At 51.1% G+C, this 14,273-nt stretch carries 12 protein-coding genes and 1 tRNA gene; 3 read left to right on the top strand and 10 right to left on the bottom strand.

The genetic code is table 11. From position 1 onward, the window contains the following. Positions 1-192 precede the first annotated feature (192 nt). Positions 193-936: an SDR family oxidoreductase gene (locus J7I43_RS17975; RefSeq protein ID WP_209147237.1), complete on the top strand. Its 744-nt coding sequence runs from the start codon at positions 193-195 to the stop codon at positions 934-936. Between the two features lie 74 nt (positions 937-1,010). On the opposite strand, the gene J7I43_RS17970 is transcribed toward J7I43_RS17975, so the two are convergent. From J7I43_RS17970 to J7I43_RS17960, 3 genes are all read right to left on the bottom strand, one after another. Continuing rightward, positions 1,011-2,486, bottom strand: coding sequence for an aminotransferase-like domain-containing protein (locus tag J7I43_RS17970; RefSeq protein WP_209147236.1), 1,476 nt, complete (start codon positions 2,484-2,486; stop codon positions 1,011-1,013). 438 nt (positions 2,487-2,924) lie between these two features. After that, a tRNA-Leu gene (locus J7I43_RS17965) sits at positions 2,925-3,008 on the bottom strand. A gap of 13 nt (positions 3,009-3,021) precedes the next feature. Then, a complete protein-coding gene (locus J7I43_RS17960; RefSeq protein WP_209147235.1) occupies positions 3,022-3,357 on the bottom strand; it encodes a hypothetical protein in 336 nt (111 codons plus the stop codon). Positions 3,358-3,421: 64 nt separating this feature from the next. Here J7I43_RS17960 and J7I43_RS17955 point away from each other — a divergent pair, with 64 nt between their 5' ends. Then, entirely contained in the window at positions 3,422-4,648 is a 1,227-nt protein-coding gene (locus J7I43_RS17955) for an NAD(P)-dependent oxidoreductase (RefSeq protein WP_209147234.1), read from the top strand. A gap of 6 nt (positions 4,649-4,654) precedes the next feature. On the opposite strand, the gene J7I43_RS17950 is transcribed toward J7I43_RS17955, so the two are convergent. The 3 genes from J7I43_RS17950 to J7I43_RS17940 are packed head-to-tail and all read right to left on the bottom strand — an operon-like array spanning position 4,655 to position 7,653. Beyond that, a complete protein-coding gene (locus J7I43_RS17950; protein ID WP_209147233.1) occupies positions 4,655-5,362 on the bottom strand; it encodes a tRNA1(Val) (adenine(37)-N6)-methyltransferase in 708 nt (235 codons plus the stop codon). A 10-nt stretch (positions 5,363-5,372) separates the two neighbouring features. After that, positions 5,373-6,386: a tRNA (adenosine(37)-N6)-threonylcarbamoyltransferase complex transferase subunit TsaD gene (tsaD, locus tag J7I43_RS17945; protein WP_209147232.1), complete on the bottom strand. Its 1,014-nt coding sequence runs from the start codon at positions 6,384-6,386 to the stop codon at positions 5,373-5,375. Positions 6,387-6,402: 16 nt separating this feature from the next. After that, on the bottom strand, positions 6,403-7,653 hold the full coding sequence (locus tag J7I43_RS17940; RefSeq protein WP_209147231.1) for an ABC transporter permease: 1,251 nt from the start codon (positions 7,651-7,653) through the stop codon (positions 6,403-6,405). Between the two features lie 429 nt (positions 7,654-8,082). On the opposite strand from J7I43_RS17940, the gene J7I43_RS17935 reads away from it, so the two are divergent. Further along, a complete protein-coding gene (locus J7I43_RS17935) occupies positions 8,083-9,666 on the top strand; it encodes a peptide chain release factor 3 (protein ID WP_209147230.1) in 1,584 nt (527 codons plus the stop codon). A gap of 177 nt (positions 9,667-9,843) precedes the next feature. Here J7I43_RS17935 and J7I43_RS17930 read toward each other — a convergent pair whose 3' ends face one another. The 4 genes from J7I43_RS17930 to porG form a co-directional block, all read right to left on the bottom strand. Continuing rightward, positions 9,844-10,200 (bottom strand): hypothetical protein, encoded by a 357-nt coding sequence (locus J7I43_RS17930; RefSeq protein ID WP_209147229.1) that lies wholly within the window; start codon positions 10,198-10,200, stop codon positions 9,844-9,846. 142 nt (positions 10,201-10,342) lie between these two features. After that, positions 10,343-12,268 carry a menaquinone biosynthesis decarboxylase gene (locus J7I43_RS17925; protein WP_209147228.1) on the bottom strand — a complete coding sequence of 642 codons (1,926 nt, stop codon included), beginning with the start codon at positions 12,266-12,268 and terminating at the stop codon, positions 10,343-10,345. A 107-nt stretch (positions 12,269-12,375) separates the two neighbouring features. Further along, positions 12,376-12,702: a hypothetical protein gene (locus J7I43_RS17920; RefSeq protein ID WP_209147227.1), complete on the bottom strand. Its 327-nt coding sequence runs from the start codon at positions 12,700-12,702 to the stop codon at positions 12,376-12,378. A gap of 527 nt (positions 12,703-13,229) precedes the next feature. After that, entirely contained in the window at positions 13,230-14,084 is an 855-nt protein-coding gene (porG, locus tag J7I43_RS17915) for a type IX secretion system protein PorG (protein WP_209147226.1), read from the bottom strand. Between the last annotated feature and the right edge of the window lie 189 nt (positions 14,085-14,273).

Here is a 14,273-nt window from a genome sequence, read left to right as displayed (position 1 = left end):
GATCACCGAGTGCCCAGCCTTGAGTAAATGGCGGGCTACCAACCGAACCCAGGTCTGGACTGCCAAAAATCTGATTCGTGGATGGCCAAGGTCGTCATTTTTATGTCTTATTTTGATTTTGAAAATGGCAGCCGCTTTGCTTATTAATTGCGTCTGTTCTTATCACAAATTTTCTACTTAAATATTTTAATCATGAAGATCTTAGTAATCGGAGGAACGGGCCTGGTAGGTAAAGGTGTATGTGAAAAACTGAAAAATACCGGCAATGAGATAGTTGTAGGAGCGCCTTCAAGCGGTATCAATATTCTAACGGGAGAAGGGCTTACAAATGCTTTAGACGGAACTGACGTTGTAATTGATCTTTCCAATTCTCAATCACCTGAAGCACAAACAGCTTTGGACTTTTTCAGGACGGCAGCCAATAATCTGATTAAGGCGGTAAAAGCCGCCGGTATCAGGCATCATTTAGTCCTTTCAATTGTTGGTACAGATCGGGCACAGCATATCGGGTATCTTAGAGCTAAAAAACACCAAGAGGATGCCGTAATCGAATCTGGCATACCATACACCATTATCCGTTCAACTCAATTTCATGAACATATAGTCACGATTATCGACGTTCAGGGGGACGGGAAGAATGTCCAGGTTTCAACAGTTGACTACCAACCTATTGCATTGGAAGACGTCGTAGATTATATAGTAAGGTTTTGCCTGGAAGAGCCCAAAAACAAGATAGTAGAAATTGCTGGACCAGACCGCGGAACGATGAGTGATTTCGTGGAAGGTTACCTGAGGGAGAAGCGATCAAATATGGTAGTAAAAGCTAACGACAATGACAAGTACATGTTCGAAGATATTCCGAGATCTTTGTTGGTGCCTTCAGGTGAATTTTTCCCAGGTAAGATCAAGTTTAGTGACTGGAGAAAAAGCCAATAACATACGTTTTCCCAAATCACATCTCGCCCAAAAGATGACACCGATCACATAGTTTGTAAATACGAAAGGTCTGTTCAACGGGATTTTTTAAGGGCCTGGGCAAAAGTTTGCATTTCATTTGTATTTAAGGAGGCAAAACCTAACCTGATCCCGTTGACGTCATCTTTATACTTGTGAAGGCTTCCATCATTCAGATAAATACCTTTGGTCGCCAATCTTTCGGCGAGATCGGGTATTGAATATCCGGGATCAAATAAGGTCCAAACAGCCATACCACCTTTCGGCGAGATGAACTTGGCGACGTCTCCCACAGAAGATTGAAGAAGCTCACAGAACTGATCTCGCCTCTTTTTATAGACTTTCACAGATCTTCTAAGATGTCTCTGCATTTCGCCTGTTGTGAACAGATGAGCAACAGATTCTTCGAATAACACGTCGCCACGGATATCCACCGCTTGTTTAAGCTTAGAAGCCTGCCACACGAAATCTTCGCCTCCAACTAGATATCCCAGCCTGATCGTAGGCGCCAGTGTTTTGGAAATAGATCCTATGTAGAGAACATAACCACTGTGTTCTGCGCTGGCTAATGGCAATATCGGAGCGTTCTCGTAATGGAAATCATAATCGTAATCATCTTCAATCACAGGAAGCTGGTAGCGTCGAATGATATCTAAGAGCTTAAACCGTCTTTCTGCGCTTAGGGTTACCGTTGTGGGGTGATGGTGGTGGGGAATGATATATAGAAGGCTCGGCCTTGATTGTTTACAGATGTTCTCTATTGCCTCGACATCGATCCCATCCTGATCTACCTTGACCTTAATAAGCTTGGCACCCAACTGCTCAAAAAGCCTGTCTGCTAAAACATAGTTCATGTCACCAACAATAACCGGGCTGCCTGGCCGAAGGATCATACTTGCTGCTACGGAGATAGCTAATTGTGCACCATGAGTCACCAGAACCTGCTCTGCGTTTATATCCAACGCTCTTGTCTTTGACAAAAACAAGGCAAGCTCGGTTCTCAACGAATTGCTTCCAAGTGAGCCTTCAGAGAGCAATTTGTTATGGGTATTCACTCTTTTTGATAGAAACCGGTATCGGTCAATGATCAAATCCAGCGGAGCAATTCTGGCATCAGGATAGCCATCGTTGATCATCAGTTGTTGAGGCTTTAGTTTCCTTGTTCCGGATTGTGGAGAAGCGATCGTCCTGTAAAACCTGTTAGGATCTTTGGCTGTTGACATGGCCAACGTATTGTCTTGGAATGGTTTTGGACTGGTAATGGGTAAATGCATGGAAACAAAATTCCCTTTTCGTTTTATAGCTTCAGCCCAACCTTGAGCCTGTAATTCTTCGTATGCAGCGACAACCGTTGTTCGATTTAAATTCAGCATGGACGCCATATCTCTACTCGCCGGCAACTGATAGCCTGACTTAAGTTGTCCTTTCTTGATTAAATCAATCAGGGCATTTGCGAGTTGGGTGAATATAGGAGTTGTAGATTGTCGATCAATTGCGATAAGCGTGCTGAATGGTAATGTTTGGACTGTCATGTGTAAGATCCTACGTATTTAACTTTGGAAGGAACAGGATATAATTTTACGAAAAATTTTGAAGTGTTGTTATTTTATCATGAGTAACCTGTCGACGTAAAAAAAACAAAGTTGAGGATTTTTTAAGCCTCAGGCAGCAACTCTTTTGAATCGTATTCGCAGGATGCATATAGGAAATACTCCGGTGGCTATACGTTGTCCTGCTTTCTTCCCCACTCAAAGGAGTAAAATATCTTGCTGTGATCGCGTGATAATCGCGGCGTTACTATGACTTTCATTTTCTTTTTTGTGTGCCAAATGATGTGCCATGTAAGTGCAAGCTTGTGTGCCCACAAAAACGGGAATAAGTGATTGAAAACAAACAAAAACGGCAAATCTCAGAACCATGGGGAATAAAAAAAATCCTGATAATCTATTGATTACCAGGATTTTATCCAGTGCCCAGAACAGGAATCGAACCTGCACTCCGTTGCCGAAACAAGATTTTGAGTCTAGCGCGTCTACCAGTTCCGCCATCTGGGCAATCGCTTTCAGGCTAGAAAACCTGATCGCGGGATGCAAATGTAGATAATCTCTCCATAATCCGCAAACAATATTTTTGCTTCACGTAATAGCCTTTCAACAGCCCGATCTGCGCCGTTGTGGCCTTGCCGCGGGCATAATCGGCTATATCCGCGACCACTTCCAGGAACTGCCGGCCCATCAGCTCCCGTATCCGGCTTTCAAACTGCGCCCGCTCTTCAGGCGTCGCGGCCATTTCCAATTCCAGCATCCGCTCGCCCAATGCAAGCATTTCCATTTTGAACAACTCGGGCATCGGGTAACGTTCCTCTTCCCCCAGTATCCCTTCCAATTGATCCAGGTATTCCATCTTATTTTGCTAAAATGCAAATTTACAGTAATGTTGCAGCATTCCTTCATACCCAAAAACAATCATGGCACAACTCCACATAGGCCTCATCCGGGAAGAAAAAAAACCGCTGGACAACCGCGTTGCCTTCACGCCGCTGCAATGCCAGTGGATCATGAACAATTACCCCGACGTGCAGATCACCGTGCAGCCTTCGCCGCACCGCTGTTATAAAGACGATGAATATGCCGCCGCCGGCATCACACTCGCCGAAGACCTTTCCCATTGCAACATCCTGCTGGGCATCAAGGAAGTGCCGGCCGACAAACTCATCCCTCACAAAACATACCTCTTTTTCTCCCATACCAAAAAACTCCAGCCGCAAAACCAGGGCATGTTGAAAAGCATCATCAACAAAGGCATCACGCTGATCGACTACGAATGCCTCGTGCATGCGGACGGGCAGCGCATCCTCGGCTTCGGTTTCTTCGCCGGCGTGGTGGGCGCGCACAACGGGCTGCTGGAATACGGCCGCCGCACCGGCCTGTTCGATTTCAAACGCGTACACGAATGCCACGATTTCCAGGAACTGATCACGCATTATTTCGGGGTAAAACTCCCGCCCATGAAGATCGTCGCAACCGGCTCCGGGCGCGTAACGGCGGGCATCCTCGAAGTAATGGGCCTGCTCGGCATCAAATACATCCCGCCGGAAGAATTCCTCATCAACAGTTACGAATACCCCGTATACACGCAACTCAAAGCGGGCGAGCTGTACCTGCGCAGGACGGATAAAACCTACTCCCGCGAAGACTTCCACGCCCATCCCGAACTGTACGACTGCAAGTTCCTCCCCTACGTAACCTGCAGCGACGTGCTCATGAACGGCATTTACTGGGATAAAAAGATCGAGCCGCTGTTCACCTGGGAAGCTCTTGCCAAAGAAAATTTCCGCATCAAAGTGATCGCCGATATTACCGACGATCAGAACGGCTCTATCCCCTGCAACCTCGGCGACGCCACCATCGAAGATCCCGTGTACGGTGTAAACCGCGCCACGCGCGAACGTACGGCACCTTACGAAGACGGCTCCGTAACCATGATGGCCGTCGGCAACCTGCCCAACGAACTGCCCCGCGACGCTTCGCAGTTTTTCGGGGACCATCTCATGAAATACATTTTCGACGACCTGCTGAAAAGCGACAGCGAAATGATCGACAAAGCCACCATCACGCAGGACGGGCAGCTAACCAAACGGTATGCGTACATGGAAGAATACGCCAAAGGCGTCGTGAAAGAAACGGCAGGGTAAATCAGCCTACAGGTAGAGATAATAATCCTTCAGCAAAGCCGTAAATTCCGGCGTGTATTGCTTTTCAGCATCGTACACCGACATTTGGCGCACGCGCCGCTCCCCTCCTTCGCCGAATATGCCCGCCGCGCGAAAAAAGCCGTGGCTGGGCGTTTGACGCACTTCCAGCAGTTCCTGCAAAGTAAAACCTACCGCTTCCGCCATCCCGCAAAAACGCTGAAACCCTTCCCAGGGCAGCAATACGGAGAAACGCCCTCCGGGTGAAAGCAGGCGCCGGATCGCGTTCATCAGCGCGGCATAATCGAGCGTGGTGGTGTGCATCGCCGCATTCCTGCGACTGTCCGGGCTTTTGAGGTCGTTTTCGAAAAAGGGCGGGTTGGTGATGATGAAAGGATAAAGCATTTCAGGGCGGTAACTTTGCACGTCTGCATGGATGGCCCGCAAACGGCGATGCCAGGGAGAAGCTTCGAAGTTGGAAAGCGCCTGCCGGTACGCGGCTTCGTCCAGCTCCAGCGCGTCGATAGCCGCCGGGCTTTGTTGCGCCAGCATAAGGCTTAGCAGCCCGGTACCTGTGCCGATGTCGAGCACACGCGTTTCATTTTTCACAAAAGCCGCTGTAAAAGCGCCCTGGATGCATGCATCCGTGCACACTTTCATGGCGCTGCCCGCCTGCTCTACCGTAAACTGTTTGAACCGGAAATAACTGTTGCCCATACAACCGGGATTAGATCGCGGAAAACGCCGCCCTTGCGGTGGGCACCGTATCCAGCGGGCTGAATTCGCCCGCGAGGTATTTGTAATGCGCCGTGATGGCTATCATCGCCGCATTGTCCGTACAATACTCGAATTTCGGGATATACACGTTCCAGCCGTGCTCCGCGCCGTATACTTCCAAAGCCTTGCGCAGCCCGGAATTGGCGCTCACGCCGCCGGCGATGCAGATCTCTTTGATGCCGGTTTCTTTCGAAGCCTTCACCACTTTATTCATCAGGATCGTAATGATGCGGTGCTGGATGGACGCGCAGATGTCCGCCATGTTCGCCTCCGCAAAATCGGCCTGTTTGGCCCGGTTCTCCTGGAGAAAATAGAGGATGGCCGTTTTAAGCCCGGAAAAACTGAAGTTAAGGCCCGGTATCTGCGGTTCGGGGAAACGGAACCTTTCCGGGTTCCCTTGCTTCGCGTTTTTATCTACCAAAGGCCCGCCGGGATAAGGCAGCCCGAGCAGTTTGGCGCTTTTATCGAAGGCTTCGCCGGCCGCATCGTCCATGGTTTCGCCGATCACGGTCATTTTCAACGGGCTTTCACACAACACGATCTGCGTATGCCCGCCGGAAACGGTGAGGCAAAGGCAGGGGAACTGCGGTTTCGGATCGTCGATGAAATTGGCCAGCACGTGGGCCTGCATGTGATGCACGCCTATCAGCGGAACGTCCAGCGCGAGGGCGAGCGATTTTGCAAAACAGCTGCCTACCAGCAGCGAACCTATCAGGCCCGGGCTTTGCGTAAAAGCGACTGCATTGAGATCGGCCAGCTGCATCCCCGCCTTTTTCAGGGCGAGGTCTACCACCGGCACAATGTTCTCCTGGTGCGCGCGCGAAGCCAGTTCCGGCACCACGCCGCCGTATTGCTGGTGTACGGCCTGGCTGGCGATGATATTCGACAATACTCTTCCCTCCGCTATCACGGCGGCGCTGGTATCGTCGCAGGAAGATTCGATGGCTAGAATGTTGACCGGCATAAGGCCGCAAAGTTAATCAATTGCTGCGTATCGCCACCACCGGATCGAGCCGGCTGGCCGAATAAGCAGGAATGAAACCCGCGATAATGCCTACTATCGCTGATATGGCAAATCCTATAAATATGTTCCAGGGAGACAGGGCAATCACAAAACGCGGGAACATATTGCCCGCCAGCAGCGTGCCGACGAACACCAACAACAGTCCCAATCCGCCACCGATCAGGCAAAGCATGATGGATTCCATCAGGAATTCCAGCAAAATGATGCCCGGCCGCGCACCAATGGCTTTTTTCAGGCCGATGATATTGGTGCGTTCCTTTACGGTCACAAACATAATGTTCGCAATGCCGAAAGATCCCACCAGCAAGGAAAAGAACGCTATCAACCCACCGCCGAGATTGATCGCTCCGAAGACGCTTTCCAGCTGTCTTTGCGCGATAGTGATCTCGTTGAGCGCAAAATCGTTCTCTTCGGTGGGCTTCAGCCGGTGAATGGCCCGCATGGCGCCGGTCAGCTCGTCTTTTAACTGGCCCACGGCTATGCCCGGTTTGGCTTTGATCATGAACCAGGGGTCTGCATTGCGGCGTTCGTCGATAATGGTCCGGGCAAATGTATAAGGAAGAATAAAGGTATTATCGTTGATGATGCCGCCCATCAGGCTTTCGCCCCTCCGTTTCAGCGCGCCTATCACGCGGGTATTGCGCCCGCCGATACGCACTACCTTGCCCACGGCGGCTTCGGGGGTGAAAAACAGTCCTTCCCAGATATCTGCCCCCAGCACCGTAACATTGGTGCCGTTGGTAAGCTCTGTGGGACTGAAATACCGCCCCGCCACCAGTTCTACCGGCTGCATCTTTTCAAGATCGGCCGTGGTGGCGAGCAATTGCACATTTTCCATGTAATCCGAGCCGAATTCAACGTTCCGGCCGCCGGAAACGAATACGAAAGCCACCGATTCGGCGGACTGTACCTTTTCCCTGATGGAACGAAGCTCTGTGTATTTCGGTTTAGGGCGGTTCACATACCGCCACCAGTCCCCATCCCCGTCCCAGGGCCATTTTTCGAGGAATACCACGTTGGTGCCCAGCGAGTTGAGGTCTTTCCGGATATTGGATTCCAGGCTGTCGGTAACCGTCAGCACGGCGATGATGCAAAAAATGCCTATAGTGATGCCCAGCAGGGAGAGAAAAGTACGGAGTTTATTCACCCGCAGCTCCTGCAGGGCCATTTTGAAACTGCTCCAGAGAATTTTGAGGGTCGATAGCATGATCCAAATTTAGCATATAAAACAATGCGGCGAATCCTATTTTGACCAATGGCAAAATCCCGGGTTTTCGGAGAAAAATGTACCTTTGCTGCCATTTAAAAACATGCCCCGCCCCGGCGGGGGTGAGTGGTCAAATGAAACGAAGCGCTTCGCGAAGTTCCATTTCACAACTGAAAAAGACGAACAAGTAGAAATGCAACGAAGCGCTTCGCGAAGTTCCATTTCACAACTGAAAAAGACGAACAAGTAGAAATGCAACGAAGCGCTTCGCGAAGTTCCATTTCACAACTGAAAAAGACGAACAAGTAGAAATGAAACGAAGCGCTTCGCGAAGTTCCATTTCACAACTGAAAAAGACGAACAAGTAGAAATGAAACGAAGCGCTTCGCGAAGTTCCATTTCACAACTGAAAAAGACGAACAAGTAGAAATGAAATATACAAACGAGATCAACAAAAGGAAATCCTTCGCCATCATCGCCCACCCGGATGCCGGCAAAACCACCCTTACGGAGAAATTCCTCCTGTTCGGCGGCGCCATCCAGACGGCGGGCGCGGTAAAGTCCAACAAGATCAAAAAACATACTACCTCCGATTTCATGGAGATCGAACGGCAGCGCGGCATCTCCGTGGCCACCTCCGTGATGACCTTCGAATACCGCGACATTCTCGTGAACCTGCTCGATACGCCCGGTCACAAAGACTTTGCGGAAGACACCTACCGTACCCTCACCGCGGTAGACAGCGTGGTGCTGGTGATCGACTGCGTGAAAGGCGTGGAAGAACAGACCAAAAAACTCATGGAAGTATGCCGCATGCGCGATACGCCCGTGATCATTTTCGTGAACAAACTCGACCGCGACGGCAAAAATCCTTTCGACCTGCTGGACGAACTGGAAGAACTGCTCAACATCCGCGTACGCCCGCTCAGCTGGCCGATCAACGGCGGTAAAGATTTCAAAGGCGTTTATAATCTTTATGATAAAAGTTTCGTGTCTTTCGCGGCCAACCGCAAAGCGACGGACGATGACATCGTGCCGATGGCCGACCTCGGCAGCCCGCAGATAGACGAGCTGTTCAACGCACAAGACGCCGCGCAGCTGCGCAACGATGTGGAACTGATCGAAGGCGTGTACGACGAGTTCGACAAACAGCCTTACCTCGAAGGCAAACTGGCGCCCGTATTTTTCGGCAGCGCTGTGAACAACTTCGGCGTGAAAGACCTGCTGGACACGTTCGTGGAAATCGCCCCCACCCCGCGCGACCGCGAATCGAGCACCCGTACCGTGCAGGTCGGCGAAGATAAGTTCTCCGGTTTCGTGTTCAAGATCCACGCCAACCTCGACCCGCGCCACCGCGACCGCATCGCGTTTCTCCGTGTATGCTCCGGCAAGTTCGAGCGGAATAAATTCTATCATCACGTGCGCCTCGATAAAGACGTGCGCTTCGCCAACCCCTACAGCTTCCTGGCGCGTGAAAAAAATATCGTGGACGATGCCTTCCCCGGCGACGTGGTAGGCCTTTTCGACACCGGCAACTTCAAGATCGGCGATACGCTCACCGAAGGCGAAAACTTCTATTTCACCGGCATCCCCAGTTTCTCGCCCGAGTTGTTCAAAGAACTGGTGAATAAAGACCCGATGAAAACCAAACAGCTGGAAAAAGGCATTTCACAGCTTACGGACGAAGGCGTTGCGCAGCTGTTCACCCAGCACAACGGCAACCGCAAGATCATCGGCTGCGTGGGCGACCTGCAGTTTGAAGTGATCCAGTACCGCCTGCTGCAGGAATACGGCGCTTCTTGCCAGTTCAACACCCTCCCGTTCTACAAAGCCTGCTGGATCACCGGCCCGAAACAAAAGCTGGAGGAATTCATCCGCTTCAAAGGCGCCAACGTGGTGCAGGATAAAGACGGTCATCTCGTTTACCTCGCGCAAAGCGAATGGTACCTGAATACGGAAAGGGCCAACAACCCGGACATCGAGTTCCATTTCACTTCCGAGATCCATAAGTAACAGAAGACTTCCACATAAAAAGAACGGCGCCCTGAACAAGGCGCCGTTTTCATGTACGACCAACTCAATTATTGTAAAGCTCGGCTATATTGCGCGAGCCACAAAAGTAGCGCGGCCGCACCCGAATCATTTATGAATTCGGTAAATGTATTTACGCAATGCGGAAAAAATGTGTTGCTAATATTCCATAAAATCATAGTAAGATACGCTACCGCTGCCGCCGCCCGGCGCCACCTGCACATATGTATTGGCATTATCCAGGGCGCTGCAATACACCGGGGTAGACGGTGTGAGGAATCCATACCCGTTCGCGGAATACACCACGTAGCTGCCGGAAGAAACATATAAATAATCGCCGGACCAGCTTAAGCCGGATATGGGGCCAGCGCCGAAAGCATATGTAAAACTCCATGCAAAAGCGGGCGCATGCAGGGCCGGTGCGGGATCAGCCTTTTTGAGGCCGGAAGTTGCGTTCAGGCTAAAACCGCAGCTGAGAATGATGGCGGCAATAAAAAGGGAAGTTCTTTTTTTCATGAGATAGATTTTTAGAGGGTTAATGTGGGTTCAACGCTCTAAAAATAATTAACGCCCCTTTAATCCGCTCGCCGATTCGTATCATCTTCTCGGCGATTTGTATCATTCTCTATTTCCATTCCCTGAGCACCGCCTGCGCCGCTCACAGGTCTACCACAGCCCCGTGCCCGTAGATCTGTTGCTTATATTTTAAGGAAGGCGAAGCCAAAAACGCTCCGAGCCCCAGCTTATTCCATTTTTCGTCGATGGCTTTGATCGTGGCGTCGTCTGCCACGATAATGTTCGGCCAGTCCCGCTGAAAATCGTCGTGCTCTTTGGTTTTGATCGTACCGTCGAGGCCCATGCAGGCGGTCGCTTTATGCGCGTGACGGCTGGAAGGCCGCTCTGCGAGGAAGTTGTCTCGTTTCGGATCGAGGTTATTGCAGAAACGCCAGAGCGCGGAGGGCAGGTCGTGCGGGTCTACCGTATGTTCCACGTACAGCACCATTTTAATGCCTTCCATACCTGGCTGCGCGTAGAGTTGCGGGTGCAGCTCGCGCAGGTGGTTGCGGCGGTTCTTTTCCACTGCGATTACGATGCAGGGAATGTCCAGCTTCAGCAGCGAAGTATTGACGGCTTTTATTTCAGGGAAAGCAGCCTGCAGCGTGGCTACGTTCACATCGGGCGTAAAAGCGGCAGTATCGAAACGGTCGTCTGTTTCTTCGGGCAGGCGCGCGGTACCGTCGATGCACATTTTCCCGCCGAAACCCATGCGTGAGCAGGAATGGTCGAGCACGTCCATCGGGCCCTGGCTGAAATAGATATCGGTCGCCGGGTTCAGATTTTTAAACGCGTATTGCGCGAGGGATTTATAATCATTTATGCGGGTGCCGGTGTCCGTTACCGCGAGGATCTTATTGAACATCATCTGTCCCGCGCCCCACATGGCATTCATCACTTTCTGCGCCTGGCCGGGGTAATCTTTCTGTATCTGCGCGATCACGAGATTGTGAAATACGCCCTCCACGGGCATTTCCATATCCACGATCTCCGGCACCAGCGTCATTTTGATCGGCGCCAGGAAGATCCTTTCCGTGGCTTTCCCGATCCAGGCGTCTTCCTGCGGGGGAATGCCCACGATGGTAGAGGGATACACCGCGTCTTTGCGGTGGGTGATGGCGGTAACATGAAAACGCGGGTACCAGTCCGCCAGTGAATAATACCCCGTATGGTCGCCGAAAGGCCCTTCCCAAACCAGGTCTTCACCCGGCTCTACATATCCTTCTATCACAAAATCGGCGTCCGCAGGCACTTCCAGTTCGGGCTGGGAAATACATTTCACCAGTTCCACTTTCTTTTTCCGGAGAAAACCGGCCAGCATGTACTCGTCCACATTTTCGGGAAGCGGCGCGGTGGCGGAATAGGTGTACACCGGGTCGCCGCCGAGGATAACAGCTACAGGCATGCGTTTGCCCAATTTTTTATATTCGGAGAAATGTTTGGCGGACACTTTGTGTTTATGCCAGTGCATGCCTGTCATGTCTTTTTCGAACACCTGCATGCGGTACATACCTACGTTGCGGCTTTGGGTGTGCGGGTCTTTGGTATGGATCACGGGCAGGGTAATAAAAGGCCCGCCGTCTTGCGGCCAGCAGGTCATTACCGGCAATTTGCCGAGGTCGGGGCTGGTCATCACCACTTCCTGGCAGGCGCCCCTGCCGCTCACCACTTTGGGCATCCAGGAGGCGAACTGGCTGAGCTTGGGCAGCATGGCGAGTTTGTCGAGGATGCTTTCTTTCGGTTTGGAGAGCATTTTAAAGAGCCCCTCGATTTCGGAGGCTACATCGTCCAGCTCCTGCACGCCGAGGGCCATGCACATGCGACGGTAACTTCCCATGGAGTTGATGAGCACGGGGAAGTCGTACCCTGTATTTTCAAACAGCAGCGCCTTGCCGCCGTCCGGCGACTTGCTGATGCGGTCGGTGATTTCGGCGATTTCGAGATGCGGGTTCACATATTCACTGATCCTCACCAGTTCCCCCGCTTTTTCCAGCGTATCGATAAAATGCCTGAGATGCTTAAATGCCATTGGTCCAGCTTTACGTTCAATGGGCAAAAGTACGTTGGATATGGGGAATAAAAAAAGGCCCCGTTTCCGAAACGGGGCCTTTCGGCTATTGTCCTCTACACCGGCAATTAATTGCCGAACACAATCACGCCTGAAACCCTTGGCCTGCGCGGTGGAACGGGCAACGGAAGCGGCGGGGGCAAGGGTATGCCGGGACGCACTACCACTACTCTTTCCCTGCTGCAATCGTCGAACCTGCGGTAGTCGCGGTGGCGATGATTGACATACACTACTTTTTTGTGGCGCCCATGCCCTCTTCCCCTGCGGTCATCGTCACAATCGTCATAACGCTCATGTCTGCCGCGGTCGCGGTCGTGGCCGCGGCCCCTGTGCTGTGCCTGTGTTGTTGCGTAGGTTGCTCCGAGAAGGAGCATCACGAGAATCAGCTTTTTCATAGCCTGCTGTTTTAATTGGTCTTTCTGTCCGTTCATCCCCTTATTTGCCTAAGGCGGACGGACTTGCCCTCATAAATCCAAAAGGTATGCCAAGAACTTTATTTCGCCTTGAAGCCGCTGCCACAGCGGGTTTCAAAGAAGTGTTCGGACTGATGAACGGAAATGCAATCCATCGTTGCGGATAAAAAAAGTGATGAATGGAAATGAACGGATATTTGAAAAAATATCGCGCGTACGATGGAAATGAACGATGAAATATTAATAGGGTAAGGGTTTCAATAAAAAATATTGAAAAGAAAAAATAATGCGGTGCAAGAGGAAGAAAATTGCGTGGTGGGAAATGCAAAAATAAAAACGGTTCGTCCTTTACAAAAAAGAAAACGTCATAAAATATTTTGCGGCATTGAAAAGATGCGGGTACAAAAAAGGCTGTCTTTAAAGACAGCCTTTTACTTTTCTATTTGGACTTGATTGGGGGGTGTATACTCACCTTTATGCAACCATCGTGCCAAAGTCATTTTATGTTCCTACATTTTGAAGCACTTCGAGAAGTTCGTGGTACGCCGCCCGCTGCTGCCGCCGATGCGGTACATCACGGTGATGCCTGAAAATGTATACCAGTCTTTATATTTTGCCGAGCCGCGCTGCGTGCCGTCGGGCGGGTAATTGCCGATCACGCCGCTTTTGTTCACCTCGTCGCCCCGCCAGGCCCAGTCCACCGCCGTTTGCCCTCTTTCGGCCAGCAGCGTGTTCTGATCGATGTAGGTGGTGCTCACGTCGTCCAGGTAATCGGTGAAGGTGGGGCGCAGGCCCACCTCAAGCCCGAGGGTAATGCGGTCTGTAAAAAGATATTTGAAACCCACGCCGAAAGGAATGGAGATCTGGTGAAGCGCATATTGATTGCCTCTTTCCGGGTACTGCGGCAGCCCCTGCCCTTCCGTGCTCAGGCGGCGCAGCGGGATGCGGTTGCCCAGCGAATCTTTCGCGGTGGGATAAAAACTGAAAAGCGCAACGCCACCGAATACGTAAGGCGTAAACCCTTTGTCGTCGATATCGAGAATATTCAGTTCGGCGCCGAGATGGCCTTCCCAAAGATGAGAGCTGAAGCTGAGGTTACGCTGCTGAAGCGCCGGGCTCGAATTGGACTTATCGTCCGCCGCGGCCATGCCCCATGTGAAGCCCGCGCGTAACGTAAGAAATCGGTTGATATCTTTCTTTACCAGCAATCCCAGCATGGGCCGCGTATAACTGAAGTTCACGCGTTTTTCAGAGAGGTCTCCGCTATAATTACTGATACCGGCGATGCCGCCAACGTGCCAGTCCTGGGATTTACCAACAAAGGGAGCAGCGAGCAATGCGACGAACCCGATGATCTTTTTCAAGGTTGTAAGGTTTTAACAGGTTACTGATTACTACAACGCTCCAGGCTGTCAAAAAAGTATCCCGGGCATGTGTAACCGGGAACTAAATTATACAATTTTCCACTTTATTACAATTCTAAAGATATGATTATAAAAGCCTTTTACGCGACCATAGGGCGTAAAGCCTTATTTTTGCGGCAGGTATGATAT

Source organism: Chitinophaga chungangae, from assembly GCF_017742215.1.
Taxonomy (GTDB): Bacteria; Bacteroidota; Bacteroidia; order Chitinophagales; family Chitinophagaceae; genus Chitinophaga; species Chitinophaga chungangae.
Note: the sequence above shows the minus strand (reverse complement) of the source record. Positions and strands in the feature narration are given on the sequence as shown.